Below are 22,961 nucleotides of genomic sequence, written 5' to 3'. Positions count from 1 at the left end.
ACGACTGCGAGCGGAGACGGTAGCGTTTTGCCACGCCTCCCGTTACGGGGCGTATGACCGCAGCCACGATCGCCGAGCGACTGGACGACCCCGAGGCCGCGCGGGCCGAGGGACGACGGAAGATGGACTGGGCCGAGGCCCACATGCCCATCCTCGCCGAACTCCGCGAGACGTTCGCCGACGAGCAACCGCTCGACGGCGAGCGGATCGCGATGGCGATGCACGTCGAGGCCAAGACCGCGGTACTGGTCGAACTCCTCGCCATCGGCGGGGCGGAGGTTGCCATCACCGGCTGCAACCCGCTCTCGACCCAGGACGACGTGAGCGCCGCGCTTCACGCCGTCTCCGGAGTCACCTCCTACGCCGCCCACGGCATCGACACCGACGAGTACTACGACGCCATCGAGGCGGTCGTCGGCGTCGACCCCACGATCACCGTCGACGATGGCGCCGACATGGTCACCCACATCCACGACGAACACCCCGACCTGATCCCGCAACTCAAGGGCGGCTGTGAGGAGACCACGACCGGCGTTCACCGCCTGCGGTCGATGGCCGACGACGGCGCGCTGGAGTACCCCATGTTCGCGGTCAACGACACGCCGATGAAGACGCTGTTCGACAACGTCCACGGCACCGGCGAGTCCGCGCTCACGAACATCGCGATGACGACCAACCTCGCCATCGCGGGCAAGACTGTCGTCGTCGCGGGCTACGGCTACTGTGGTCGCGGCGTCGCGAAGAAAGCCGCGGGGATGAACGCCGACGTGATCGTCACGGAGGTCGACCCCCGGCGCGCACTGGAGGCCCACATGGAGGGCTACGACGTGATGCCGATGGCCGAGGCCGCGAGCGAGGGCGACGTGTTCGTGACGACGACGGGCAACCGCGGCGTGATCGAGAGGGAACATTTCGAGCGGATGGGCGACGGCGCCCTCCTCGCCAACGCCGGCCACTTCGACGTGGAGATCAACCTGGAACGGCTCGACGAGATGGCCGTCTCGGCCCGCGAGGTCCGCGACGGCGTCGAGGAGTACGAACTCCCGGACGGTCGCCGGTTGAACGTGCTCGCCGAAGGGCGGTTGGTGAACCTCGCCGGCCCGCTCTCGATGGGCCACCCCGTCGAGGTGATGGATCAGAGCTTCGGCGTGCAGGCGGTCTGCGTGCGCGAACTCGCCGCGAACCCCGACGCCTACGACGCGGGCGTCCACGAGGTGCCCGACCGCCTCGACCGGGAGGTGGCGGAGGTGAAACTCGACGCCGAGGGCATCGCCATCGACGACCTGAGTGACGAGCAACGGGAGTACATGGACTCCTGGGACCACGGGACGTAGACCGGCCGCGCTCGGGGCGCTTAGCCGTCGTCGGCCGCCAGCAGCCACCGCCGCCGCCGGAGCCAGGCGTAGACGCCGCCGAAGACGGCCCCCCAGAGGAGGTGATTGGCCAGCGACGGGAACCGGAGGTTCGGTACCGGTGCCGGGATGCCGACCATCCGGAGCCAGAGCGGCATCACGATGCCGGCGGCGACCAGCCAGAGCGCGGCGCCGTAGCCGACGCCGAGAGCGGTCGTCGTCCGCCAGTCGTCGGCGCGGACCCACGGCACCGTCGCGGTCACGAACAGGAGGGCGAAAAAGACGCTGTGGAACTGGTGGGTGACCCAGCCGACGCCGGCGTTTTCGACGCCGTAGAGGGCACCGATGATGCCGATCCGTCCGGTGATGAACTGCGTCAGCAGCCCCATCGCGCCCCCGGCCACCAGCCCCGCGGCCGCCCCACGCCGGAGACGGTCGGGGGTGACGCCGGTGTGCCACTCGGCGGGATCCTCCCGCCGGAGACCGACCGTCAGTGCAGTCCCGCGACCGTCGGCGACGGGTGTCTCGACGGTCAGGTCGCCGTCGACGTCGTCGAGCATGAGTCGCGCGAGGGCGAGACCGAACCCCGATTGGGGGTCGTCCTCCTCGGGAGTCACCTGGTCGCGGACGAGGCGCTGCTGAGCCGGCGGGAGACCCGGTCCGTCGTCGACGATCCGGACGCGCACTGACCGGGTCGGATCGGCCGCGTCGACGGACACCCGGACCGTCGACGTCGGGCGGTCGTCGTGGACGACGGCGTTCTCGATCAGGTGTTCGAACAGGACGTGGAGGTGGGCCGACCCACACACCTCGACGGCCGGGACCGCGTCCAGTTCGACGGTCGCCGACGGATGTGTCCGTCGAACCGACTCGACGGCCCGCTCGACGTGTTCGCGCAGGTCGACCGGATACGGATCCTCGCCCGCGGTCAGCATTCCGACCACGTCGATGGTGTCGTCGATGGCGTCGGCGTGCCGGCGGACGACGTCCCACGGCTCGGCCGGGCGTCCGCCGTCGGCCTGCCCGCCGCCGACCGACGCGTACCCCTCGATGACGTTCACCTTGTTGAGTACTTCGTGCCGGAGGAGGCGGTTGAGGACGGTTAGCCGGTCGGCCTGTCGGGACACGTCGCGTCGATGGCGCCGGGCGCGGACGGACCACACGCCGGTGAGCGTCCCCCCGACAGCTCCGCCGACGAGCCCGTTGGCGATCAGCCGTGCCTCGGTCGTCGACGGTGCGACCGGCCAGACGGCCGCGTAGGTCAGGCCGATCACCGCGGCCATGGCACCGGTCCCGAGCAGACACCAGCGAGCGACGACCGCCGCCTCGGCGGAGTCGCGCGAACTCATCGCCAGCCCGAAGCCGAACGCCGTGAGCCCGAATCCGGCGACCAGGACCGGCGCGTCACTCAGGAGGAAGCCGACCAGCGACGCGTCCGGGCGGAGCGACTCGATGACCGAGTAGCGCGTCAGTCCGTAGCCGACGGCCGCGACGAGCAACCCGCCGACATTGAGTCGGTGCGGGAACCCGCTCCAGAGTGCCATCGTGACGCCATCACTGGCCAGCGGTAGAAAACCATCGGGATCTGTCGACCGAGAGCCATGTTCGCCCCAGTTGGCGCACGGACGGGGATGTCCTCTCTCGACGAGAAGCCGTGTGTCCGACGATGGCCCCGCTTCCCCGACTCTCCCGGCGGTCGAACTGTCCCGACGGGACAGACTCATCGTCTGCTATCTCTCCGGGATGGCGATGCGTGTACACCGTCACGTACGGCGTCGCGCTGGCGCGGCTGGGAGGGGTCGACCGATCGACCGTCGTCTCCATCGAGTTCGTCATCCAGACGATGACGACGACCGGCTCCCCACGGGGGCCGCCGGCGTGAGCGGCCGGTCCCGCAACTTAAGAACCGCCACCGCCGAATCGGAGTATGTCCGCGAACCGCAAGGGTGACCGCCGGGAACGCGAACTCGTCAACGAACTCGACGCGGCGGGCTTCGCGGTGATGCGCGCCCCCGCGAGCGGCAGCGCGACCGAACGCGACCTGCCCGACGTACTGGCCGGCGACGGCGACCGGTTCTACGCCATCGAGGCGAAATCAAGCGCCGGCGACCCCATCTATCTCACCGGCGAGGAAGTCGAGTCGCTGATCTACTTCGCCCGCAACTTCGGCGCCAACGCCCGGATCGCCGTCCGCTTCGATCGCGAGGACTGGTATTTCTTTCACCCCGGCGACTGCCACGTCACCGACGGCGGCAACTACCGGGTAAAAAAGGAGACGGCGCTGGCGGAGGGGACGGATCTGGACGAACTCGTCGGCCACTCCGAACAGGCGCGCCTGGACGACGCCTAGGCGGTCGTCGGCGTGGCGCCAGTGTCGGTCGGTGTGGGTCCCGCGTCGGCGTCGGTGTCGCCGTCGACGGCCGTGGAGTGCCGGAGGCGACGGAGGCGGGACGCCGGGAAGGCGTAGGTCCGCACCTCGCCGTCGCGGTGGCGGGCGTCGACGTAGACGGCTCGGAAGACGGGTTCGTGCGCCCCGTAGTCGGCGTTCGAGGGGTAGTCGGCGACGAGGCGGCCCTCGTCGGTCTCGACGCGGTCGGCACGGTCGCCCGTGGCTGCGACGACCAGCAGTCGGTCGCCCGTCTCGCGGTCGGCGACCAGGGTTCCGGGCCGGAGAGCGTGTCGGTCACAGAGCGCCGGTCCCGTGGCGGCCGTGGGGACGAACGTCCGTCCGCCACAGACCGCACAGACGGCGGTGCGCTCCCCCGGCGGCGGCACGAGACGAGCGGTCACTTCGAGGGCGACACGGCGCAGGTGTTTACACCGGGCGCGCCGGCGCCGGTGATCCGGGCAGGTGCAGGCGTTGGCGTCGAGGGCGACGACGTAGGTCCCACCCTCGGTCTCGACGGCGTAGCGGCCGTCACGGAGCGGTCGAACGGCCATCGGCTCGCTCCGGGCACGCCGTGATCGGCCGGTCGTACCGGCGGCCGGCAGGGTGGTCTTCGGACGGGTCGCCGGCAGTGACGCGGGTGTGTATGCTGGATGCGTCATGTGTGGTGAATCGCCGGCATCCGGTGCCAGTGGCCGCCGACTGCGCGGCGGCCGCGGCGGTCAGAACGCCGACGCGGGAGCGGCTTCGATCCCATCGGCGGTTGGGGCTCGACACACCTAAACCCTCGTCCGATCGGGTATGACTCCCGAATACGGTCGAATCGGTGGTGGGGAGATCATCGAAGCCCTTTTGCCGAGGCCGGCGGATTCCCGAACATGGAACTCGAAGAGGGGATGGCCCGGAAAATCGCCATCTCCGTCGGCGCAGTGGCCGTTTTCGTCGCTCTCGTCGTCGGCATCGGCACCGGTTTCAACGACGGCGGTCTCGGCCCGGCCGGCGGACTGGCACTCGTCGCCAGCATCGCGGCGTTCATCCTCGTGATGGCGGGCGTGGGCCTCTTTCTCGCGGACTAGGGCGGAACGAGCGCTCAATCGGCGCCGTCCTCGGCGTCGGCCACGGCCGCGGCGTAGTACCGGCGCGGGTGGTCGATGGTCTCACAGCGCGCGTCGGGGTTCACGCAGTCGCCGAAGGTCCGCATCGTCGTACAGGAGGGCGCGGGATACTGGCTTCCGGCGCCGCGCTCGTCGGCGAGGACCGTCGCGCGGTAGGTGAGGTCACCGTCGTCGAGGCCGGGCCAGCGCTCGGCGATGGCCTCGGCGTCGAGGCCGAGCGAGACGAGAAACGCCGTCACCGCGAACGCGGAGTGTGGAGGGAGGTCGGCCGCGGCGGCCGCCTCGTCGAGCAGCGCCCGCATGCAGGGCGGGAACTGCTCCGAGTCGACGGTGTCGACCGAGGGGAGGCGGTCACGCTCGGCGAGGCGGTCACGGAGCGCGGTCACGTCGTCGTCGAGGGCCGCCGCGAGGGCGTCGCCACCGGCACTCTCCCGGACCTCGAAGGGGAGCCCCGCCGCGACCCGGCGGCGGACGGCCTCGCGGAGCAGGTGGTGGAGTTCGTCGCTCTCGACGGGCACCGCGCCGTCGGCGAGGTCACGGTTGACCAGCCGCCAGTCCGCCCCCCAGTCGGGGTCGGCCAGACGGAGGTAGGCGGTCACGTCGACGCGGAAGGCGTCGTCGCCGCGGTCCCCGTCGACGCGCCGGACCGCGTCGTCGAGGTCGAACTCGTCGAGGAACGTCGACAGGTCGGCCCGAGGCGTCGAGACACTCCGCAGTTCCTCGTCGTCGGCCGAGAGATCCGTCCGCAGGCGCTCGAAGGCGGTCGTCGCCTCGGCGTCGGCGTACTTCTCGACGGCCGCCCGCACGTCGACCAGCGAGACGAGGATGCGCGCGATGGGATACGAGAGAAGTTCGTCCCGGTCGCTCCAGCGCTCGGGCGTCTCCGACGCGACGGTGCCGGACATGAGCGCGCGTTCGACCCGTTCGCGGGCGCGGTCGACGGCGGGGTCGCCCTCGGTAACCAGCCGCGGCGGGGAGATGTCCGCCTCCTGGACCGCCGCTCGTGCCGCGCCGAGGAAGGGATACCGGGCGTAGAGCGGGTCTGGACGCATCGCCGATGGGTTGTAGAGCGGGGTGGATAAGCGCGACGGTCAGGGGCGACGCCGACCACACGACATAAGTTCGCGCCCCGCCACCGGTGACGGTAGTGCCGACGTTCGACTACGCCTGTCCCGACTGCCGGACGACCAACAGCCTCCACGACGCGGACTGTCGGTTCGAGGGGACACCGTGGGCCGACGTCGAAGCGGCGTACGTCGACGTGGTCGCCGTGCTCTCGGGAGGTGTGACCGACGCCGACGCCCTCCCGGAACGCGTCGAGGAGTGGGGCCCGTTGCGACAGGCCGCCGTCGAGCGCCTGCGTCGCGACGGCCGCGTCGACGACGCCAACGACCGCCTCCGCCTCCTCCCCGCCGACGAGTACCGCGAGGCGGTGTCGGTGCCGACCAGCGACCCGATCAAGACCGTCTACGAGCGCGGGAGCGTCCCCGGCTGTCACGACAACGCCGTCTTCGCCATGATCGCGTGGTACGAGATGGTCGGCCTCTCGTGGGAGGAGACGAAGGCGAACGTCGTCGAGTGGCTCCGCGAGAGCGGCGCGTGGGACCGCGGCGGCTTCGAGGAGGCGAGTCCCGAGGCGCTGGTCGAGAAGAAACGTCACGTCTACGAGTCGGGCTACGGCTGGAAGGAGAAGGCGACGGCGGCAAAGCGGATCATCGACCGGCAGCGATAGATAGTTTCACCCAGTGGGAAGCACCCCGAACACGTTCGCAGCTAGGTCTACGCGGCCGATCGGCCCACATTGTCGTATGGCAGAATCGGGTGCGTCGACCGACCAAGCGGACGAACCGTGGCCCCAGCAACTGCTGGAGAGCCCGTGGCTCCTCGCGGGCGCCGCGTTGCTGTATTTCACGCTCTCGTACATCGTCTGGGGCCTGATCGACCTCATGAGCGTCAAGCCAGGATGATGAAATCGCCGATCCAACCACCGGAGGGAGACTGGTGGAACGAACGGGTGAACCGCCGCGAGACCATCTGGCTCGGGCTGTCGGGCGTGTGGGCCGTGACGCTGTTCGGCTGGATGGCCGGCTGGATGCAGTTCGGCGAGCAGAATCAGGTCGGCGAGACGCTGAAGCTCTCGACGGCCGACTACCGGGAGAAGGTCGGAGCGTACAAACAGCGGGCTGGCGAGGTCGACGCCGGCCTGGTGCCGCCCGGGGACGACGTCTACGTCGGGGCGATGCGCTACGCCTTCGACGGCCTGCCCGCCGTACTGGAGACGGGCCGGGAGTACGTCTTCCACCTCGGCACGTACGACGTCCAACACGGCTTCTCGGTCCGACAGGAGGACACGCTGAGCAAGCAACTCTCGCTCCAGATGCTCCCGGGCTACGAGTGGAAAGTGCCGATGCAGTTCGACGACCCCGGCACGTACCACGTCGTCTGCAACGAGTTCTGTGGCACCGGCCACCGGACCATGCACGCGACCTTCGTGGTTCGGGAGTCGGTGCCGGACGTATCGGGGAGCGGTGGATCGGCCGGCAACAGCGGTGGCGGCGGTACCGGCACCGACGACGGCGATGCGACCGCCTACGACGGCTGGCTCACCGGGGACGCCCGCGGCGGCGCGGCGGGCAACTGGGAGGGGTCGGCGGTGGATGAGACCGGCGCCGACGACGTCACCGTCACCGTCGGTCCCGGCGGCGAGTACGTCTACGAGCCCGCGGCGGTTCGTGTCTCACCGGGGACGACGGTCACCTTCGAGTGGGCGTCGCCGACGCACAACGTCCTCGTCGAATCGGCGCCCGACGGCGCCGACTGGAGCGGTCACGAACCGATCGAGAACGAGGGGTTCAGCCTCCAGCACACGTTCGAGGACGCGGGCGTCTACGAGTACTACTGCCAGCCACACCTCGCGCTCGGCATGAAAGGCGTCGTGGAGGTGGTCTGAAATGTTCGGATTCGGCACGTTCAGCTACGACGACGAGGGGTATCGGGACTGCTCGGTGACCGGCCTGCAGATTCACAAGTCCGCCGAGGACATGGTGAAACTGTTCGGCCTGACGGCCATCGTCGCGCTGTTGATCGGCGGGATCTTCGCGATCTTCGTCGCGCTGACGCGGTGGGAACTCGTCGGTCTGTTGGCGCCCGCGGACTTCTACACCTTCCTGAGCATCCACGCCTGGAACCTGCTGATCTTCTGGATGATCTTCATGGAGATCGCCGTCCTCTACGTGGGCGGGCCGTACGTGCTGGGTCGGCCGCTATCGCTCCCGCGGGTGGCGAAGGTGGGCTACGTGCTGATGCTCGGCGGCGCGGTGCTGATCAACGTCGCTATCTGGTTGACGAAACAACCGAACCAGGCGCCGCTCCTGACCTCCTACGCCCCCCTCCCCTCCTCGCCGTGGTTCTACCTCGGCGTCGTCGTCTTCCTGACCGGCGCCCTCGTCGCGGCGCTGCCCTTCCTCGCCACCATCTGGCGCGAGAAGCGCGAGAATCCGGGGCAGACGCTGCCCCTCGTCGCCTTCGGCGCGTTCATCACGGCCATCGTCGCCGCGGAGGCCATCGTCGGCGGCCTCATCACCTACGTGCCGACCTTCTTCTGGCGGGTCGGGCTGGTCGAACACATCGACGCCGCGTGGTACCGGCAGATGTACTGGATCGTCGGCCACGGCAGCCAGCAGATCAACCTGCTGGCGATGATCTCGGTCTGGTACTTCATGACTCACGTCGTCGGCGGCGCGGAGGTGGCGAGCGAGAAGGTGTCCCGCTCGGCGTTCGTCCTCTATCTCTTCTTCATCAACATGGGCGCGGCCCACCACCTGATGTCCGATCCCGGCGTCTCCGCCGCCTGGCGGATCTGGAACACCTCCTACGCCGCCTACGGCGCCGTGATCGCGAGCATGATCCACGCCTTCGCCATCCCCGCCGGCCTCGAAGTCGGCCGGCGGAAGCGCGGCGAGGGCGGCGGCACCTTCGGCTGGCTCTGGTCGGCACCGTGGAGGGATCCCGGCTTTGCCGCGACGGTCCTCTCGATCATCCTCTTTGGCTTCCTCGGCGGCATCACCGGCGTCATGATGGGCCAGATGCAGTTGAACATGACCTGGCACAACACGCTGGCGACCGTGGGCCACTTCCACGCCACCGTCGCCACGGGCACCACGCTCGCGTTCATGGGACTCGGCTACTACGTCCTCCGTCTGGTGTTCGGCCGCGAGTGGATCGCCCGGCCCGTCGCGACGATCCAGCCGTATCTCTACGGCGGCGCGATGGGGGTGACCTCGCTGATGATGATGTATCTCGGCATCCTCTACGGCATCCCGCGCCGACACCCCTCGGTGATGGACATTCCGGGGACCGAGTTCAGCTTCGCCGCCGCGCGACCGCTGTTCGTCATCTTCGGGATCATGGCGCTCGTCTCCATCCTCGGCGGCGCGCTGTTCGTCCTCGTCGCCGTCGGATCGCTGCTCGGCGGCGACCGGTACGAGGGCGCGCTCCCGGTCGAGCGACCCACGACCGTCGCCGACGGCGGCGACGCCACGCCCCACCACCTCCTGAGCATGCGCGGGACGTTCATCCTCACCTCCGTCTTCCTCGGGGTGTTCGTCGTGATGTGGGCGCTCAACTGGTACCTGCTCAGTCAGCTCTGGCAGGTCGGGTGATCGTCCGTGTTCTCCGATCTCCTCTCCCTGACGAAGCCGCGAATCGCCGCGCTACTCTCGCTCACCGGAACGGGTGCGACGTTCGCAGCCGGCGGACTCCCGCTCGCCGACCTCCTCGCCTTCGTCCTCGCGGGACTCGGCATGGCCGGTGGCGCCGCCGTCTGTAACTGTTACTACGACCGAGACATCGACCCGATCATGGACCGGACGGCGGGTCGACCGCTCGCACAGGGGCGGCTCGACTCCCGGCTGGCGCTGGCGTTCGGCGTCGGCCTCCTCGTCGCCGCGACGGGGATCGGCCTGTGGGCGCTGGCTCCGGTTTCGGTGGCGTACATGTGGCTCGGCGTCGCCGCGTACGTCGGCCTCTACACCGTCCTGTTGAAGCGACAGCACTGGCTCGGCGTCGTCCTCGGCGGCTCCGCCGGCTCCTTTCCGGTCCTCGCCGGCTGGACTGCCGTGCGCCCGCTCGCGGTGCCGGCGGTCGCCATGGCGACGCTGGTGTTCGTCTGGACCCCGGCCCACGCGTGGGCGCTGGCGGTCGTCTACCGCGACGAGTTCGCCGCCGCGGGGGTCGCGACGCTCCCGGCGGTCGCCCCCGTCGACCGCGTGCGCCGCGCCGTCTGGACGTCGGCGGTCGGGACCGTCGCCGTCGCGGCCGCCCTCGTCCCCGTCGCCGGCCCCGCCTACGCCGGGAGTTTCGTCGGCGGCGTTCCCCTCTTTCTGTTCGCCTACCGGACGTTCGCCGGCGGCGGCGGCGAATCACACGCGGTGCGGGCGTTTTTTACCTCGAACGTCCTGCTCACGGTCACGTTCGTCGCGTGGGGAGTGGACGGCGTCGTCGCCGGACGGCCGCTGGTGACCGGGACCGTCGCCGCCACGGGGACGGTCGTGGCGTTCGTCGGCCTCTGGATCGCCCGACCGAGCCTCGGGGACGTCCGTGCCGCGCCGGCGCCGAACTGGGTGGGTCGGGCGGTGCGGGCATACGACCGACTCCGGGTGCGGGTAACGGGCTGAGTCCCATCCGAACACGTTCGTCACAACACCCCTGCGGCTGCGGTCCGCACTGACAGGTGATGAGCGACGAAACCGTTCGGTCGCCGTCGGCGTGGCTCGCCGGAAGCCTTCGGGACGCCTGGCGGACGTTACGGTCGGTGTACTACGCCAACTCGCTCAGTTGGCGATTCCTCAAGAGTGGCGCGCTCGTCTTTTTGGGCTTCTTCCTGTGGTCCGCGTCGAACCTGTTGCTCTCCTATCAACGGGGGTGGACCTGGCTCACGTATCCGATGGCCTACGGCTTCCTCCTGATCCTGTACGGTCCCGTCCATCACTTTCTCGTCATCCCGCTCGCGCTCCGCTGGCGGCGGGGCGGTGGGAGCAACGACACGAAGACGGCCCTCGGCCGGCATCTCCCGACCGGTGGGCTCGCCCTCTTTCTCGTCGCCGTGGTCGTCCTCGGCACCCTCCCCGTGGCACCGGTCACCTTCGACTTTCAGTCGTCGCTCGACGGGACGAGCGCCGACATCAACCCGGACCTCCTCTGCACGCAGTCGTCGGCCGGGGGTGAGGCGCACGTTCACTGCCATCTGACGGAGTCGGCGGGGATCGACCACGTGGTCGTGCAAAGCGGCGGGGATCGGATCGCCGTCGACCGCCAGCCCCCGTTCGAGTTCGACATCCACGAGGGACAACTGACGACGGTGACCGGCCAGAAACAGTTCCAGGTCCTCCTCAAGGACGCCGACGGGAACACGATCCGCCGGTACACGCGCACGCTGTCGATGGTACCCGAGGCGTGAGCCGAAGGTATTTGCCCCGTGCGTGACAGGTGAGCGTATGGTCTCCGACTCGACCCTCCACGCGTTGCTCGGCGCCGTCGTCACCGTCGTCCTCTCGTTTATCCCCTTCTCGCCCGTCCTCGGCGGCGGCGTCGCCGCCTACCTGAACGAGGCCGACGCGAACGCGGGACTCCGGGTCGGCGCAATCTCGGGACTGCTCGCTGCGATACCGCTCGTCCTCTTTGGCCTCCTCGCGGTCTTCTTTCTCGGCTTCTTCGCCTTCGGCCTGCACGGCGGGTCGGCGCTCGGAATCGGCGGCCTACTCGTCGTCCTCGTCGGCGGCGCGGTCGCCGTGGCCTACACCGTCGGGCTGAGCGCGCTCGGCGGGTATCTGGGGTCGTATCTGGTCGACGGAGTGTGAACGGGGTCGGCGGGACGCCGCCGAACTCCCGTCAGTCGTCGGCGAAGGCCCCGACGCCACCGGAGACGGAGACGGTCGATTCGTTGGCGGCGACCCACCGCAACAGCAGGAACGAGAACACGTACTTCGCCAGGACGTCCAGCGCGGAGTAGCCCCACGAGGTGAGTCCGACGGACTGTACGAGTGCGAAGCCCTCGACCCCGACGGCCCAGATGATCGGATAGCCGAGCCACAGCACGACGGTGAGTGCCCGAAGCGTCCCGAAGATATCGCCCGTTCCGGCCGACGCGGCCGACTGCGGCCACTCGACCAGCAGGGCGTACAGGACGACGACGAAGAAGGCACAGCTGATCGCGTAGAACAGCCAGCGGGACAGGTACGACGAGGTGACCAGCGCCGCAGCGAGACCAGTCAGACACATCCCGACGTCCGCCGCGATGACCGCGAACAGACTCCCGGCGTCGACGTCGGCGAGCAGTCCCAACGCGAGCAGGATCAGCGGCGTCGACAGCGCCCACGTGAGATATCGACCCCACTGACTCATCACCTCCTCGCCGGCCAACGCGTGGCCCGCAGGCATCTCGACGAAGCCGACGGTCAACCCCGAGAGCAGCCCGAGGTAACTCGAAATCGAGACGAGTGGGATCATGAGCGTCGCCGCCCAGATGAGGCGGGGACGGCCCGCGGAGACGTTTCGCCCCATGTACGCGAACAACAGGGCGGCGAATCCCGCCAGAGCGATGTTGACCCAGAGCGACGAACTGAGCAACACGTCGTTCTGTATCTGTGAGACCACTTCGCCCTGTGTCTGGAGTAGTACGCCGAGTGAGTCGGTCGGATTGATCATCGTTATCCGCCCTGCGTACGTCCCGTACACACAAATACCTGAAGACGATCCGATGATTTTGGCCCGGTCGTTCGCTCGACCCGGGATTCGGTGGATCGTTCGACGGTCGAACCGGGGGAGGAGACCGCAGCGCTGTGCGGCCCGTTCTCGATCGGAACGGCGAGGAGACGACGATTCGCGAGGTCACGAGGGTCGCATCTGACTCGAATCCCCGGGGCGTTCGGCCGTGCGGTCACGGGTACGATGGGAGTCCCGCGAGTGAACGCAGTGAGCGAGCGGGGCTACATCGTGGCCGCGAACGAGTGACACGAGTGAGCGGGTACGATGGAATCCGGTTCTTTGGGGACATGCAACCCCGATAGTAGCGAACGCAGTTCGTCCACCGAAACCTTTTGGCTGTAAGCGTTGTAAGGATTGAACAGAGGTGTCAGCACGCATGTCCAACGCCAGCAAACGAATCCCGGTCACGGAGGAGCGGTGGAAAGAACTGAACGAGCTCAAGGGGGCGGGCGAGACGTACGACGACCTGCTTGGGGAACTGATCCAGGAACACCAGCGTCGACAACTCGTCGAACGAGCGACGGAGGTCCGTGAAGCAGACACTGACGAACTGACGGCGCTCGATGAGCTATGAGGTTCTCCTCGCGGAGGAAGCCCGTGAGTACGTCGCCGCGCTAGACGAGAAGAGCACACGCATCGTGACGGACAATCTCCGGAAGTTGGCGGACGATCCGTATTCGAGACCGGATTCAGGATCCGGTGACAAAGAGAAGCTAGTGATCGAGGGACAGGAACTCTATCGTCTGCATATCGGGCGGACTCACACCGCGTTCTATGACGTACTCGAAGCGGACGAGGAAGTCCGCGTGATCGAGATCGTGGACATCGACGAGGCACACAAGCGCTACGGGTTCGATTGAACGGGGTCGTGGCTGCGTTGGTCAGTTTTTCGAAATAGATGGACTCCGTTCGGAAATACGGGATCCGAGTTCGACGGCTCTCGCATTCGAAACGTCGAAATAAACCATCTCTGCGGCCAAGTTCTGATGTTTTGGTACTGCCACGGGCACGATGGGAGTCCCACGAGTGAACGCAGTGAGCGAGCGGGGCTACATCGTGGCTGCGAACGAGTGAAACGAGTGAGCGGGCACGATGGGATTTGAACCACGGTCGCGGCGAAGCCGCTCCCTGATTCAAATCCCAGTAGCCGCTACTGCTCACTGACGTTCGCAGATAGCGGGCACGATGGGGTCCCGCTATACCGGAGTTCGAGACCCGTTTAGTATCGAATTGTGAAATCATAGGTCAGGGAGGTGGTCGCTACGCTGTTCTGCCTGTTCTCGATCCGAACGCCGGTCGTAGTGCCGGTCGAGGATATCCTCGCTGGCGTTGAGTCGATCTTTGACGACTCGGCGGGGAACGTCCTCGCGTCGGTAGTACGTCACGCGCCCGCTACGGAGATCGTGGGGTGAGCGAGCCGACGGACATTTGCTGGCGTGATCGAGATGCGTCGCGTCGCAGTGTTCCAGGTCACGATCATGTGGGCACTCCTCGCCACGCCAGCAGGGTCGGGTCACTCGGTAGAGCGATTTCCGTAGCGTATTGCCCGCGGGACGGCCGTATTCAGTTGTTATCAATGGGTTTCGGCCGTGGTCGTCGGTCACGTCGTGCCGGTGGTAGTCGATGTAATCCTGAAGGTAGCGGGCCGTTGATTCGCTGATCCGATTCCACCGAGTTCCTTTCGTCTGATTCTTCAGCGGCGTTCCAGTCTCGGGGCGGTGGACGAAGTGAATCGCCGGGCCGTTGACTCGCGGGTGTGTGCCATCTAGATCGAGATCACGGAGATCGAGACCACGGACCGCCCCGGTTCGAGCACCGGTTTTCCAGAGGAGAAGGACGATGATGTGATCACGAGAGCCCGGTTGGGCACGTTCGAGGTATTTCAGAATCCCGATGGCGCGGTCAGCCGAAAGGGTTGATTCCGAAACGTCCTCGCCGCTCGTCATCGTCGGCAAGGTAACCTGTTCGTAGAGCTTCGCTTGCACGGCGTCTATGTCGGCGGCAAATCGGAGAAATCGCCGGAGAGTAGCCAATTGACCCTTGAGGGTGACTTTCTTTATTGATTCACGGCCGTCTCCCTGACCGTCTCGTCGCCACGTACGGTATAGGTACAGGTCGCGCCCGGAGAGTTCGGTCAAATCCTCGATTCCCTGTTCATCACAGAATTGGAGGAAAGCGCGGAGTCGGTGTTTTTCGCTACGGCGTGTCGACTCGGCGTGTTCGTCGAGCATGGCATCGTGAAACATCTTCACGGCCTGCTCCGGCGGGATTGGTTCGAGATCGCTCATCGAGCCACCACCGAACCGGGGAAAATCGAGTGACTACACCGGATCGATAGTCGTTGTGCTGCGATTCCAGCAATCTTACGAGTTGGGCTTGCGTACTGATTCATGCATCCACCTTGGATGCCACGGCGTGACGCGGAGCGTGTCTCTTTGGACGGGGTCACGCTCCGCAGTGTTCCGTGACATACTCTCCATCATAGCAACGGCACTTAGTTGTTTCGTGTAATTAGTAACGTTCTATTGAACCGCCTTTGATTGGCGACACTCTTTTAGCATCAGAGTGTCGTGCCTACAGGTATGACTGACCCTGACGAGCAACCGAAGCCAGATGATTATGAGGTGTATGAAAAATACGGAGTTACATGGAATACAGAAGATTATGACTACGAGGAGCTTGATCCGCCCGATTGGATCACTGATCTTGATCGAGAGATCTGCATACTACTGGGCCGAGGCTTGATCTTCACACCATCACTAATCGCGAAGAATTTGGACAGACCGCGAAGTTCGGTTTCACGGCGACTGAATACACTTGAGGCAGGAAATATTGTTGAGAAAGTCGAACGCGGTCATTACACACTGACCGATGAAGGGTACGCAAGAATGCGACAAAATATCAAGGCAGAGCACATTGAGGGGGAGCACTCACCACCTGACGATTGGGTTGTAACCAAAATCTGTTCTCCTGAAGAAGTCAAAAACATAGAAGATGCGAATAAATAGGTTCAATACATTCATCAGTTCAAAATCCGTCTCGGCGATTTTATTTGCTAGCAGAGGAAGCTCTCTGAAAAAGAAGTATTGAAGTTCCGATAGATATTTCGGATATGTCACTAACTGAAATAATATGAAAAATGTCGTCGCTTCCGAGCGCGGAGATTATATAAGAATAGATATACTGGGAATTATACAGATTGATTTAGGAAAATTGATCCACCATGTGGAGGGCCCTGTTGATGAGAAGTTTCTTTGTGTAGCTGTTGAGAATTTGAGTGATGGAACTTGGGAATATAATGACAAATATATCCAGTTTGTTGGCGAAGACGGAAATATGTACAGTGGACTTAAGGATCATCGCTTTTCCGATGACGAACTTCCACCAGGATGGTTTTCTGGAGCAGTTCTAATTGATCCAGGTGCAAAAGTGCGAATGATACTGACCCTGAAAATACCTGAAAATGGGTCAATCAGCAAAGTAGTATATGAACAATGTTCAGATAGAGGTTTTCATGACTCTAATCTGGGGAAATATGACGAATATGAAAAAATAGAGATAGAACTGTCGAAAGTAGAACGTGATGAACTGAATCAATCACCTGCAGAACGGGGATCTGATCTATAGTGAATAGACATATGCGGTTTCAGATACCAATTGAGGCGGAGGATTTGAAGACTCAACTTCTGAAATAAAGTCGGCAAAGGAATAGGGTTCATCATCGTCGAACTCAATTGTGCCGCGACCGGATACAGCATCAGATAATTGAGAAGCAACCTGTGATTCCATTCGCTTAGCCTCTCTGGATGTGTCTGCAGGGTATAATTTCACTATCCCTATAGGAGGGAATATTTCTGTGAAAACAGCACCTTCACCAGTTAAATGGTCCGTTATCCGCCTTTGAACATCATTAGTCCACCCAACATACAAGAGAAGCTCAGATTCAAGAGCATGATCAACCCAATTTGGATAATAATGTTGCTTGTAAGTATCAACATCATCATAAAGTAACTCAGCTCGTGAAATAATTTTTGAATCAGGCTCCATCTGTCTACATCTCAGTACATACACTATATTATCGGAGGAATATCCAGAGAGTGAAGAGAGAAAATTCAGTTCATTTGAAATATTATTAGAATCTACCGGCGGGAGTGAATCAGGGTGCAGAATCTCTTCACTGGAGGGCAAATCAATAGAGTCCATGCAATCATAACGTCAATACTTTACAATCTATATTATATTTGGGTTCCGCAGCAGAACAGAATTTTGAGTTACCATCGCAATCAACCACCTCGGTTCCAGATTGAATACCACCAAGCTTCCAGAAAGGCTCGGTATGAGTGATCCCAACGCCGGGGATCATCGGGAAATTCCTTATTTTCAAATTTCTGTAATTCTTTAAAACTATCGGGGTCTCTTGATCTGATCTCTTGCCAAGCCCTCCGGAAATCATCCCGATCCAAATGAGACTCGATTCCTTTCCGCCAATTCTCCCAAGTCGATTTGCTTATTCTTCCTTCTTTTCTCAGAAATATTTGTTCGTTTGTTAGATCGACATATCTATAATATTGTTTGAGATCGCCTCGATATCCGTCTCCATCAGAGTCATCTAATAAGGCGTCTACTGGTATCTCGATAGCAACGTCCCGGTATTGGTCAGTGAAATTATCCTCAAATTCAGTAGTAAATTGCTTTTTTCTCTGCCAGAGCTGGTAAACAAGTGCGACAAGAGAAAGCGGAGTTACGATATCAACAATAATTTCTATTGCCATATTGCCATACAATTCAGCCCTGAATAAAAATCATGTCGCCTCTATTGATTCTTATAAGCAACAGATACCTTGAAGACAGAATGCCGACTATATCATAATAATACTGATACTAGACTAACCCTTCCCGTACGAAGCCTGTAATCATGCAGATTGGCCGAATCTCGGGGAAATATAGGTATCAATGGTACTCCACTAACGATGTATCAGTTGACTCTGGTATCGGACGCGTAGGTGGCAACTTTTTCGGTGGATCAAGAGACTCCGCACCGTGAATCTCCCGATACTGGACCGTTGATTGTTCGATTTCGAACGTAGTCTCACCCTCATCGTCGACCCGACCGATTCCCTGTAGGGTCCAGCATCCTTCGTCCGGTTCTTCTAGCCACTCGGTAGCCGAGCGGTCAGGATGGTTCGCGGCTTCAGCGATTTTTTCTGCGGTTGCGTCGGGTTTCCAGCCATGGTTTACTGGCCCCATCGTCTCAACACGGCGTGATTCATCACGATCGTGGCGAATCATCTCGTTAGCACCGGTCGAGAAGCGAACGCGCTGGGTTCCAGATGCCCAGCAAGCGGCACGAAAATAGAGTTCCTGGGGAGATCGGTCGAATAACTCCGAATCGGCGGCAGCACCGATGTACTCAGCAAGATATGATGCGACGTTGCCGACAACATCGCTCGAACCATCGTAGTCCTCGGGATCGAGGCTCGGATCGATACGCCGCACAGAAATTGGCTTCTTCTCGGAATCAGGATGGTAGTAGTTGTGAGCATCACGGTGCGCAATATCGCAGAGGCGGAGATGTTCGTCAATGACGTTGTGAAAATCTGATTCAGCAACTTCACCGTCGACGAATACACCGACGTGTACGTGCCCGTAACCCTTCGAATTGTGTTCGACACCGACGCAATACTCCCATTCCATGCCGTCAAGTGATTGACGGAGCTGATGATAGACACCACCGCCGCGCTCGGGACGCCACGTGTCGATCACGTCGCGAAGGTGGTCGACGGGACAGCGCCAATCACCGTTGGCGTTCTTGTGTGATCCGGAGAACGTTAGGATGCAGGAGTGAGGATTATCGTATTCCTGAATGACCTGCCGTTCGAGAGCCTTGAAGCGAGCGTAGTATCGATTCCCATAGCTGGGTTGGTGTGAATTTTCCATCTTTGAGCGAACAGTATTGCCGTCGGGGTCGTTGAACACCAGGTGAGCGTGGCGGTAGTCGTTGTACCAACTCAGAAATTCGCGGATAACTGCACTCATCGGTTTAGATCGATGCCCACCGTCAGCGCGATCTCGGACGCAGTCCTCGCGCAATTTTGTCTTCTCACGAACCGCGGCCGGTCGAGTCGACCGCTGGGGGAGTGTGTCGAGTAGTTCGTCGACAGTCTCGTTTTTTCGACGCCACCAGTAGCGACCGGATATGCGTTCTTCGGAGGTTTCAGACTCGTTTGAGTCTGGTTTACAGTTATTCTTGGAAGGCCGAGAGCGCGACTCCCAGTCTGGGGCGTGTGGTCCAGTTACGGAAGTTGGATCGCTCACCACGACCGCCCCCGCACCAGCACCGCAACCTCGCTGGCTCTCTCCCTTCGGTCGAGAGCGTGCGCTCGGACTTCCGGGTCGGCCCCCCATGGAAGGGGGGCCGCTTCCGGTCGGTCACTCGGTCGGCGTCGGTTAGCGCCCGACGCCGATCTCCTCGCGTCGCTCCGAAAGGTCGCTCGCTCGTCGACGAGCCTCGCTCCCTTTTCCTCGCTCCCGGCGGATGCTCCGCCGGTCGATGCACCGAAACGAACCGCCGGGGGCCGCATGGACCCCACTCCGGTTCGTTTCCGGTGGGTCGGTAGATGGGTGGGTGGAGTTCCCCGCTGACAGCCGGAGCCGAGTATAGAAATCGACAGCAGGCGAAGGGGGGCGTTCAGCCGTTGAACGAACTCCAGATTGAGAGCGTGACGGAGGGAATGAGAACCGCGAGAATTGACGCGGTAGTACTCCTGAAGCGTGTTTTCACGCTGAAGGAGGCAACCGAGTGTTGCTGTACGGGCACGATGGGATTTGAACCCACGACCGTCGGATGGCTTCCCCCGCACGCGACCGCGCGGAGTTAGAAGTCCGACGCTCTATCCGGACTGAGCTACGTGCCCTCGTCGGCGACGAGGGTAGCGGAGTCAAAAAACCGTTCGGCTTAGCCGTCGAACCGATACAGCGACGTGACAAGCGGGAGGCGATCGAACATCGGAATCGCGAGGGGCAGGCCGACGACGGTGACGGCGAGAGCGCTGGCGACGTTCGCACAGAGCCAGCCGATCCACCCGACGACGACGAACCAGAGGGCACGGGTGAGGGGGAACGCTGAGCCATAGCGACGGAAGGCGCCGGACAGCGAAGAACCTCGCGCTCGACGGGACGACACGGCAGAGTATAAGGCCACGAGGCGGGTACGAGAGGTCGATGAAGGTACTCGGCACCGTGGGGCTTCCGGGGAGCGGCAAGGGCGAAGCCGCCGCGGTCGCACACGAGGCGGGCATCCCGGTCGTCACCATGGGCGACGTGATCCGACGGGCGTGTCGGGAGCGGGGACTCGATCCGGGCGAACACCACGGCGACGTGGCGACGGCACTCCGCGAGGAGGAGGGCGAGGCAGCCATCGCCGAGCGGTCGCTCCCGTTGATCGAGGACGCACTCGACGAGGCGGAGACGGTCCTCGTCGACGGCCTCCGTTCGCCGGTCGAGGCGGATCGCTTCGAGGCGGCGTTCGGCGACGACTTCGTCCTCGTGAGCGTCGAGGCGCCGTTCGAGACCCGGGTGAGTCGCCTCTCCGACCGCGAGCGCGACGACTCCGACGTCGACCGCGAGGCCCTCCGCGAGCGCGAGGAACGCGAACTCGGCTTCGGGATGGACGAGGTGATGGACCGGGCCGACGTGACCGTCGAGAACACGGGATCGCTGACGTCGTTCCACGCCCGGGTTCGCGACCTGCTCGGCGTGGAGGTGGAGCGATGATCCACCGGGTCGACGTGCGGGTGGTCGCACCCGTCCGCGACACGGAGGTGACCGACCGCGTCGCCGACGCGATTCGGAACCTGTTTCCCACCGCCGAGATCCGGGAGGAGCCGGGGCAGTTGGTCGGCGAGACCCACTCGATGGAGCGGTTCGCCGAGCGCCTGCACGACCAGGAGATCCTCGACACCGCCCGTAAGCGATTCTTCGCCGAGGCGACGGAGGACGGCTTCGGGTTCGCACTGAAAAAGCAAGCGGCCCTCGAGGGCGTGATCAACTTCGCCGTCGGCAACCCCGACGAACTCGGCGACATCGAGGTGCAGGTGACGGTCCACGACCCCGACGTGGAGACGTTCGTCGACCACGTCGCGCCCCCGACCGAGGACGGCCGGCCGATTCGACCGGACGAGTGACCACGTCGCGCCCTCGACCGAGGACGGCCAACCGATCAGAACAGGTCAGTGTGGCGTGCGGCCAGGTCGGTGTAGCCGCCGGTGCTGTACTCCTCGAAGATGGCGTCGGCGTCGATGCTCGTCTCCGCCAACGGCGTCGCCGTCGCGGGCACGCCGCGAACGAACGAGCGGGCGGGGATGTCGTAGGCTTCCGGAACGACGGTCCCGGAGGCCACGATGCAGCGGTCGCCGACGGTCACGTCGGCGTTGATCGTCGTGTTGAAGCCGACGAGCGACCCGTCGCCGACGGCGGACTCGTTGAGGATGGCGCCGTGGCCCACCATCACCCGGTCGCCGACCGTCGAGGCGTGCAGGACGGCGTTGTCGCCGACGTGTGACTCCCGACCGACCTCGACCGGGGCGACGTCCCCCCGGAGCACCACGCCGGGCCAGACGCTGGCGTCGGCGCCGACGCGCACGTCGCCGACGAGCGTCGCCTCGCGGCTGACGCGTGCGTCCGGATCGACGTCTGGACGGTCTCCCTCGAACTCGTAGTCGCGGCTGTCGACCATGGACGGTCGTACGCGGCGTGGTACCGAATAGCTTGCTCCACGGTGTCGAGTAGCAATGAGGAGCGTTTTTCGGTCGGCCACCCGAGCGACGACCATGGAGTTCACCGTCTCGACCGACACACGCCTCGACGTTGTGGACGTGACCGATCGGGTCGCCGCCGCAGTCCCGGCGGGCACGGACGGAACCGTCACCGTCTTCGTCGAACACACCACCGCCGGCGTCACGATCAACGAGGCCGAACCGCGCCTGCTCTCGGACGTGCGGACCGTCCTGGCGGATCTCGTGCCGGACGACGGGTGGGCCCACGACGAACTCGACGGCAACGCCGACTCGCACCTGCGGGCGCTGTTGCTGGGACCGTCGGAGACGGTTCCGGTCGCCGGCGGCGACCTCGCACTCGGCCGGTGGCAGTCCGTCCTGTTCGTCGAGTGTGATGGCCCGCGCGAGCGGACGGTGCGGGTGCTAGACGAATAGCAGGACCGAGAGGTAAAGCAGCACTACCCCGAGGACGTCGCAAGTGTTGGTGACCACGGGGATCACCACGTCGTCGGGATCCAGTTCGAAGCGGTAGGCGGCGTAGGTGGCGACGACGGTGACGACGACGGCGAGGACGGCGAGCGAGAGGCCGCTGGTGATCGAGACGGCGAGGACGGTCCACGGCGAGAGGGCGGTCGACCCGGTGAGCGCGCTCAGTCCCCACGCGCCGAGACCGACGAGCGGGAAGATGGAGGCCGCGAGGGCGACGGTGGCGACGGCGTTGCCCGCGAGCGTCTCGTCGTCGGGGGCAAAGGAGAGCGTCCCGAGGTGGAAGGCGGTCGAGAGACGGGCCGCGAGGACGCTTCCCAGGTTCCCCGCGGTGCCGATGGTGACCGGGATCAGGACGAGCAGAGAGGGATACCGGAGGAGCGTCGACTCGAAACTGCCGAGGACGAGCCCGCTACCGAGTTCGACGAGCGTCAGGAGAAGGAGTACGGGGAGCATGGCCCGCGAAATGGCACGGACGCTCCACGGGGTCGACACTCAGATCCCCCCCAGCACGAGCGCGACGGTTCGGACCGCGATCAGGAGAAAGAGGACCCCGAAGACGTCGCCCGTCGTCGTGACGAGTGGCCCGACGAGCGTGTCCGGGTTGTAGCCGCGACGGTAGCCGGCGAAGACGACGGTGACGACGACGGCGACGAGCGTGGTCCCCGAGAGGAGGCCGGCGACGAGGGCGATGCCGAGGAGACGCCCGACCGGGGCGACGGGCATACCGAGCGCCGAGAGGATGACGAAGGCGGCAGCCGCGGCGAAAAGCGAGGTGAAGAGGCCGTTGGCGAGGGCGGCGGCCGCGGCCGCCCGGAGGCGCCGGTCGCCGGCGCGGATCCGGGGCTCGATCAACCCCTGGTGGAGACCGGTCGCCAGGCGTGCGCCGAGTGACCCGTACACGTTACCGCGGGTGGCGAGGAGGGCGGGGACGAGAACGAGCAAGCCCTCGACGGTGCGCAGGTCCGAGCGCATCCCACCGAGGACGAGGCCGGCCAGCAATCCGCCGACGAGGCTGGCGCCGAGCGCCGGAAGTGCCTCGCGGTAGGCCTCGACGGCCACCTCGCGGACGGTCATCGTCGTG

30 protein-coding genes and 1 tRNA gene are annotated in these 22,961 nt (G+C 64.2%); 18 read left to right on the top strand and 13 right to left on the bottom strand.

Annotation, left to right across the window (positions count from 1 at the left end):
- Positions 1–53 precede the first annotated feature (53 nt).
- On the top strand, positions 54–1,334 hold the full coding sequence (locus NBT82_RS09185) for an adenosylhomocysteinase (RefSeq protein ID WP_251331223.1): 1,281 nt from the start codon (positions 54–56) through the stop codon (positions 1,332–1,334).
- A 20-nt stretch (positions 1,335–1,354) separates the two neighbouring features.
- Here the strand turns inward: NBT82_RS09185 and NBT82_RS09180 are convergent, their stop codons facing one another.
- The gene (locus NBT82_RS09180; RefSeq protein ID WP_251331222.1) at positions 1,355–2,896 is read right to left on the bottom strand and encodes an ATP-binding protein; all 1,542 of its coding nucleotides are present in this window, start codon (positions 2,894–2,896) and stop codon (positions 1,355–1,357) included.
- A 209-nt stretch (positions 2,897–3,105) separates the two neighbouring features.
- Here NBT82_RS09180 and NBT82_RS20025 point away from each other — a divergent pair, with 209 nt between their 5' ends.
- Together NBT82_RS20025 and hjc are read left to right on the top strand one after the other, a co-directional pair.
- Positions 3,106–3,234: a hypothetical protein gene (locus NBT82_RS20025; RefSeq protein ID WP_256476690.1), complete on the top strand. Its 129-nt coding sequence runs from the start codon at positions 3,106–3,108 to the stop codon at positions 3,232–3,234.
- 45 nt (positions 3,235–3,279) lie between these two features.
- Positions 3,280–3,702 carry a Holliday junction resolvase Hjc gene (hjc, locus tag NBT82_RS09175; RefSeq protein ID WP_251331221.1) on the top strand — a complete coding sequence of 141 codons (423 nt, stop codon included), beginning with the start codon at positions 3,280–3,282 and terminating at the stop codon, positions 3,700–3,702.
- Here hjc and NBT82_RS09170 read toward each other — a convergent pair.
- Positions 3,699–4,400 (bottom strand): SWIM zinc finger family protein, encoded by a 702-nt coding sequence (locus tag NBT82_RS09170; RefSeq protein ID WP_251331220.1) that lies wholly within the window; start codon positions 4,398–4,400, stop codon positions 3,699–3,701. The genes hjc and NBT82_RS09170 overlap by 4 nt on opposite strands.
- Positions 4,401–4,616: 216 nt before the next feature.
- On the opposite strand from NBT82_RS09170, the gene NBT82_RS09165 reads away from it, so the two are divergent.
- Positions 4,617–4,814 carry a DUF7472 family protein gene (locus NBT82_RS09165; protein WP_251331219.1) on the top strand — a complete coding sequence of 66 codons (198 nt, stop codon included), beginning with the start codon at positions 4,617–4,619 and terminating at the stop codon, positions 4,812–4,814.
- Positions 4,815–4,828: 14 nt separating this feature from the next.
- Here NBT82_RS09165 and NBT82_RS09160 read toward each other — a convergent pair whose 3' ends face one another.
- Entirely contained in the window at positions 4,829–5,905 is a 1,077-nt protein-coding gene (locus NBT82_RS09160; protein ID WP_251331218.1) for a DNA primase, read from the bottom strand.
- 95 nt (positions 5,906–6,000) lie between these two features.
- On the opposite strand from NBT82_RS09160, the gene NBT82_RS09155 reads away from it, so the two are divergent.
- The 7 genes from NBT82_RS09155 to NBT82_RS09125 all read left to right on the top strand — a co-directional run bounded on the left by NBT82_RS09155 (position 6,001) and on the right by NBT82_RS09125 (position 11,710).
- Positions 6,001–6,585 carry a DUF7474 family protein gene (locus tag NBT82_RS09155; RefSeq protein ID WP_251331217.1) on the top strand — a complete coding sequence of 195 codons (585 nt, stop codon included), beginning with the start codon at positions 6,001–6,003 and terminating at the stop codon, positions 6,583–6,585.
- A 76-nt stretch (positions 6,586–6,661) separates the two neighbouring features.
- Entirely contained in the window at positions 6,662–6,820 is a 159-nt protein-coding gene (locus NBT82_RS09150) for a hypothetical protein (RefSeq protein ID WP_251331216.1), read from the top strand.
- On the top strand, positions 6,817–7,803 hold the full coding sequence (locus tag NBT82_RS09145; RefSeq protein WP_251331215.1) for a plastocyanin/azurin family copper-binding protein: 987 nt from the start codon (positions 6,817–6,819) through the stop codon (positions 7,801–7,803). Before NBT82_RS09150 ends, NBT82_RS09145 begins: the two co-directional genes overlap by 4 nt.
- A 1-nt stretch (position 7,804) precedes the next feature.
- Positions 7,805–9,514, top strand: coding sequence for a cytochrome c oxidase subunit I (locus NBT82_RS09140; protein ID WP_251331214.1), 1,710 nt, complete (start codon positions 7,805–7,807; stop codon positions 9,512–9,514).
- Positions 9,515–9,520: 6 nt separating this feature from the next.
- Positions 9,521–10,528, top strand: coding sequence for a protoheme IX farnesyltransferase (locus NBT82_RS09135; protein WP_251331213.1), 1,008 nt, complete (start codon positions 9,521–9,523; stop codon positions 10,526–10,528).
- A 59-nt stretch (positions 10,529–10,587) separates the two neighbouring features.
- Positions 10,588–11,310: a hypothetical protein gene (locus tag NBT82_RS09130; RefSeq protein WP_251331212.1), complete on the top strand. Its 723-nt coding sequence runs from the start codon at positions 10,588–10,590 to the stop codon at positions 11,308–11,310.
- A gap of 37 nt (positions 11,311–11,347) precedes the next feature.
- Positions 11,348–11,710 carry a DUF5518 domain-containing protein gene (locus NBT82_RS09125; RefSeq protein WP_251331211.1) on the top strand — a complete coding sequence of 121 codons (363 nt, stop codon included), beginning with the start codon at positions 11,348–11,350 and terminating at the stop codon, positions 11,708–11,710.
- 31 nt (positions 11,711–11,741) lie between these two features.
- Here NBT82_RS09125 and NBT82_RS09120 read toward each other — a convergent pair whose 3' ends face one another.
- Positions 11,742–12,557 carry a bacteriorhodopsin gene (locus tag NBT82_RS09120; RefSeq protein WP_251331210.1) on the bottom strand — a complete coding sequence of 272 codons (816 nt, stop codon included), beginning with the start codon at positions 12,555–12,557 and terminating at the stop codon, positions 11,742–11,744.
- 436 nt (positions 12,558–12,993) lie between these two features.
- Between NBT82_RS09120 and NBT82_RS09115 the strand changes: the two genes are divergently transcribed.
- Entirely contained in the window at positions 12,994–13,191 is a 198-nt protein-coding gene (locus NBT82_RS09115) for a hypothetical protein (protein ID WP_251331209.1), read from the top strand.
- On the top strand, positions 13,181–13,477 hold the full coding sequence (locus tag NBT82_RS09110) for a type II toxin-antitoxin system RelE family toxin (RefSeq protein WP_251331208.1): 297 nt from the start codon (positions 13,181–13,183) through the stop codon (positions 13,475–13,477). The genes NBT82_RS09115 and NBT82_RS09110 overlap by 11 nt, the downstream gene beginning before the upstream one ends.
- A 378-nt stretch (positions 13,478–13,855) precedes the next feature.
- On the opposite strand, the gene NBT82_RS09105 is transcribed toward NBT82_RS09110, so the two are convergent.
- Positions 13,856–14,905 (bottom strand): site-specific integrase, encoded by a 1,050-nt coding sequence (locus tag NBT82_RS09105; RefSeq protein ID WP_251331207.1) that lies wholly within the window; start codon positions 14,903–14,905, stop codon positions 13,856–13,858.
- Between the two features lie 294 nt (positions 14,906–15,199).
- Here NBT82_RS09105 and NBT82_RS09100 point away from each other — a divergent pair, with 294 nt between their 5' ends.
- Together NBT82_RS09100 and NBT82_RS09095 are read left to right on the top strand one after the other, a co-directional pair.
- On the top strand, positions 15,200–15,625 hold the full coding sequence (locus NBT82_RS09100; RefSeq protein WP_251331206.1) for a helix-turn-helix domain-containing protein: 426 nt from the start codon (positions 15,200–15,202) through the stop codon (positions 15,623–15,625).
- Positions 15,626–15,749: 124 nt separating this feature from the next.
- Complete coding sequence (locus NBT82_RS09095) at positions 15,750–16,244, top strand: hypothetical protein (RefSeq protein ID WP_251331205.1); 495 nt, start codon at positions 15,750–15,752, stop codon at positions 16,242–16,244.
- On the opposite strand, the gene NBT82_RS09090 is transcribed toward NBT82_RS09095, so the two are convergent.
- From NBT82_RS09090 to NBT82_RS09070, 5 genes are all read right to left on the bottom strand, one after another.
- Entirely contained in the window at positions 16,239–16,820 is a 582-nt protein-coding gene (locus NBT82_RS09090; RefSeq protein WP_251331204.1) for a GIY-YIG nuclease family protein, read from the bottom strand. The two genes, NBT82_RS09095 and NBT82_RS09090, sit on opposite strands and share 6 nt — an antisense overlap.
- Before the next feature lie 80 nt (positions 16,821–16,900).
- The gene (locus NBT82_RS09085; protein ID WP_251331203.1) at positions 16,901–17,389 is read right to left on the bottom strand and encodes a hypothetical protein; all 489 of its coding nucleotides are present in this window, start codon (positions 17,387–17,389) and stop codon (positions 16,901–16,903) included.
- A 178-nt stretch (positions 17,390–17,567) separates the two neighbouring features.
- Positions 17,568–18,707 (bottom strand): replication protein, encoded by a 1,140-nt coding sequence (locus NBT82_RS09080; RefSeq protein ID WP_425601769.1) that lies wholly within the window; start codon positions 18,705–18,707, stop codon positions 17,568–17,570.
- A 720-nt stretch (positions 18,708–19,427) separates the two neighbouring features.
- Positions 19,428–19,531, bottom strand: a tRNA-Arg gene (locus NBT82_RS09075).
- 41 nt (positions 19,532–19,572) lie between these two features.
- A complete protein-coding gene (locus NBT82_RS09070) occupies positions 19,573–19,800 on the bottom strand; it encodes a YccF domain-containing protein (RefSeq protein WP_251331201.1) in 228 nt (75 codons plus the stop codon).
- 38 nt (positions 19,801–19,838) lie between these two features.
- Here NBT82_RS09070 and NBT82_RS09065 point away from each other — a divergent pair, with 38 nt between their 5' ends.
- Both NBT82_RS09065 and NBT82_RS09060 read left to right on the top strand, forming a co-directional pair.
- Positions 19,839–20,390 carry an AAA family ATPase gene (locus tag NBT82_RS09065; protein WP_251331200.1) on the top strand — a complete coding sequence of 184 codons (552 nt, stop codon included), beginning with the start codon at positions 19,839–19,841 and terminating at the stop codon, positions 20,388–20,390.
- Entirely contained in the window at positions 20,387–20,800 is a 414-nt protein-coding gene (locus NBT82_RS09060) for an RNA-binding domain-containing protein (protein ID WP_251331199.1), read from the top strand. Before NBT82_RS09065 ends, NBT82_RS09060 begins: the two co-directional genes overlap by 4 nt.
- A 35-nt stretch (positions 20,801–20,835) precedes the next feature.
- Here NBT82_RS09060 and NBT82_RS09055 read toward each other — a convergent pair whose 3' ends face one another.
- Positions 20,836–21,351, bottom strand: a complete 516-nt coding sequence (locus NBT82_RS09055; RefSeq protein WP_251331198.1) for a gamma carbonic anhydrase family protein — start codon at positions 21,349–21,351, stop codon at positions 20,836–20,838.
- Positions 21,352–21,445: 94 nt separating this feature from the next.
- Here NBT82_RS09055 and NBT82_RS09050 point away from each other — a divergent pair, with 94 nt between their 5' ends.
- Entirely contained in the window at positions 21,446–21,826 is a 381-nt protein-coding gene (locus NBT82_RS09050) for a secondary thiamine-phosphate synthase enzyme YjbQ (protein WP_251331197.1), read from the top strand.
- On the opposite strand, the gene NBT82_RS09045 is transcribed toward NBT82_RS09050, so the two are convergent.
- Together NBT82_RS09045 and NBT82_RS09040 are read right to left on the bottom strand one after the other, a co-directional pair.
- A complete protein-coding gene (locus tag NBT82_RS09045; protein ID WP_251331196.1) occupies positions 21,815–22,372 on the bottom strand; it encodes a magnesium transporter in 558 nt (185 codons plus the stop codon). The genes NBT82_RS09050 and NBT82_RS09045 overlap by 12 nt on opposite strands.
- Positions 22,373–22,954, bottom strand: a complete 582-nt coding sequence (locus NBT82_RS09040) for a magnesium transporter (RefSeq protein ID WP_251331195.1) — start codon at positions 22,952–22,954, stop codon at positions 22,373–22,375.
- Between the last annotated feature and the right edge of the window lie 7 nt (positions 22,955–22,961).

The sequence above is a fragment of the Haloplanus sp. HW8-1 genome (assembly GCF_023703795.1).
Taxonomy (GTDB): Archaea; Halobacteriota; Halobacteria; order Halobacteriales; family Haloferacaceae; genus Haloplanus; species Haloplanus pelagicus.
This window is presented reverse-complemented; position numbering and strand designations above follow the sequence as displayed.

What these genes read in the sequence shown, in the direction of transcription:
- NBT82_RS09105 (WP_251331207.1), bottom strand. Translation starts at nt 14,905, where the DNA reads ATGAGCGATCTCGAACCAATCCCGCCGGAGCAGGCCGTGAAGATGTTT.
- NBT82_RS09040 (WP_251331195.1), bottom strand. Translation starts at nt 22,954, where the DNA reads ATGACCGTCCGCGAGGTGGCCGTCGAGGCCTACCGCGAGGCACTTCCG.
- NBT82_RS09065 (WP_251331200.1), top strand. Translation starts at nt 19,839, where the DNA reads ATGAAGGTACTCGGCACCGTGGGGCTTCCGGGGAGCGGCAAGGGCGAA.
- NBT82_RS09050 (WP_251331197.1), top strand. Translation starts at nt 21,446, where the DNA reads ATGGAGTTCACCGTCTCGACCGACACACGCCTCGACGTTGTGGACGTG.
- NBT82_RS09185 (WP_251331223.1), top strand. Translation starts at nt 54, where the DNA reads ATGACCGCAGCCACGATCGCCGAGCGACTGGACGACCCCGAGGCCGCG.
- NBT82_RS09060 (WP_251331199.1), top strand. Translation starts at nt 20,387, where the DNA reads ATGATCCACCGGGTCGACGTGCGGGTGGTCGCACCCGTCCGCGACACG.
- NBT82_RS09095 (WP_251331205.1), top strand. Translation starts at nt 15,750, where the DNA reads ATGAAAAATGTCGTCGCTTCCGAGCGCGGAGATTATATAAGAATAGAT.
- NBT82_RS09100 (WP_251331206.1), top strand. Translation starts at nt 15,200, where the DNA reads ATGACTGACCCTGACGAGCAACCGAAGCCAGATGATTATGAGGTGTAT.
- NBT82_RS09130 (WP_251331212.1), top strand. Translation starts at nt 10,588, where the DNA reads ATGAGCGACGAAACCGTTCGGTCGCCGTCGGCGTGGCTCGCCGGAAGC.
- hjc (WP_251331221.1), top strand. Translation starts at nt 3,280, where the DNA reads ATGTCCGCGAACCGCAAGGGTGACCGCCGGGAACGCGAACTCGTCAAC.
- NBT82_RS09120 (WP_251331210.1), bottom strand. Translation starts at nt 12,557, where the DNA reads ATGATCAATCCGACCGACTCACTCGGCGTACTACTCCAGACACAGGGC.
- NBT82_RS09150 (WP_251331216.1), top strand. Translation starts at nt 6,662, where the DNA reads ATGGCAGAATCGGGTGCGTCGACCGACCAAGCGGACGAACCGTGGCCC.
- NBT82_RS09110 (WP_251331208.1), top strand. Translation starts at nt 13,181, where the DNA reads ATGAGCTATGAGGTTCTCCTCGCGGAGGAAGCCCGTGAGTACGTCGCC.
- NBT82_RS09125 (WP_251331211.1), top strand. Translation starts at nt 11,348, where the DNA reads ATGGTCTCCGACTCGACCCTCCACGCGTTGCTCGGCGCCGTCGTCACC.
- NBT82_RS09115 (WP_251331209.1), top strand. Translation starts at nt 12,994, where the DNA reads ATGTCCAACGCCAGCAAACGAATCCCGGTCACGGAGGAGCGGTGGAAA.
- NBT82_RS09180 (WP_251331222.1), bottom strand. Translation starts at nt 2,896, where the DNA reads ATGGCACTCTGGAGCGGGTTCCCGCACCGACTCAATGTCGGCGGGTTG.
- NBT82_RS09090 (WP_251331204.1), bottom strand. Translation starts at nt 16,820, where the DNA reads ATGGACTCTATTGATTTGCCCTCCAGTGAAGAGATTCTGCACCCTGAT.
- NBT82_RS09160 (WP_251331218.1), bottom strand. Translation starts at nt 5,905, where the DNA reads ATGCGTCCAGACCCGCTCTACGCCCGGTATCCCTTCCTCGGCGCGGCA.
- NBT82_RS09055 (WP_251331198.1), bottom strand. Translation starts at nt 21,351, where the DNA reads ATGGTCGACAGCCGCGACTACGAGTTCGAGGGAGACCGTCCAGACGTC.
- NBT82_RS09140 (WP_251331214.1), top strand. Translation starts at nt 7,805, where the DNA reads ATGTTCGGATTCGGCACGTTCAGCTACGACGACGAGGGGTATCGGGAC.
- NBT82_RS09085 (WP_251331203.1), bottom strand. Translation starts at nt 17,389, where the DNA reads ATGGCAATAGAAATTATTGTTGATATCGTAACTCCGCTTTCTCTTGTC.
- NBT82_RS09145 (WP_251331215.1), top strand. Translation starts at nt 6,817, where the DNA reads ATGATGAAATCGCCGATCCAACCACCGGAGGGAGACTGGTGGAACGAA.
- NBT82_RS09165 (WP_251331219.1), top strand. Translation starts at nt 4,617, where the DNA reads ATGGAACTCGAAGAGGGGATGGCCCGGAAAATCGCCATCTCCGTCGGC.
- NBT82_RS09170 (WP_251331220.1), bottom strand. Translation starts at nt 4,400, where the DNA reads ATGACGCATCCAGCATACACACCCGCGTCACTGCCGGCGACCCGTCCG.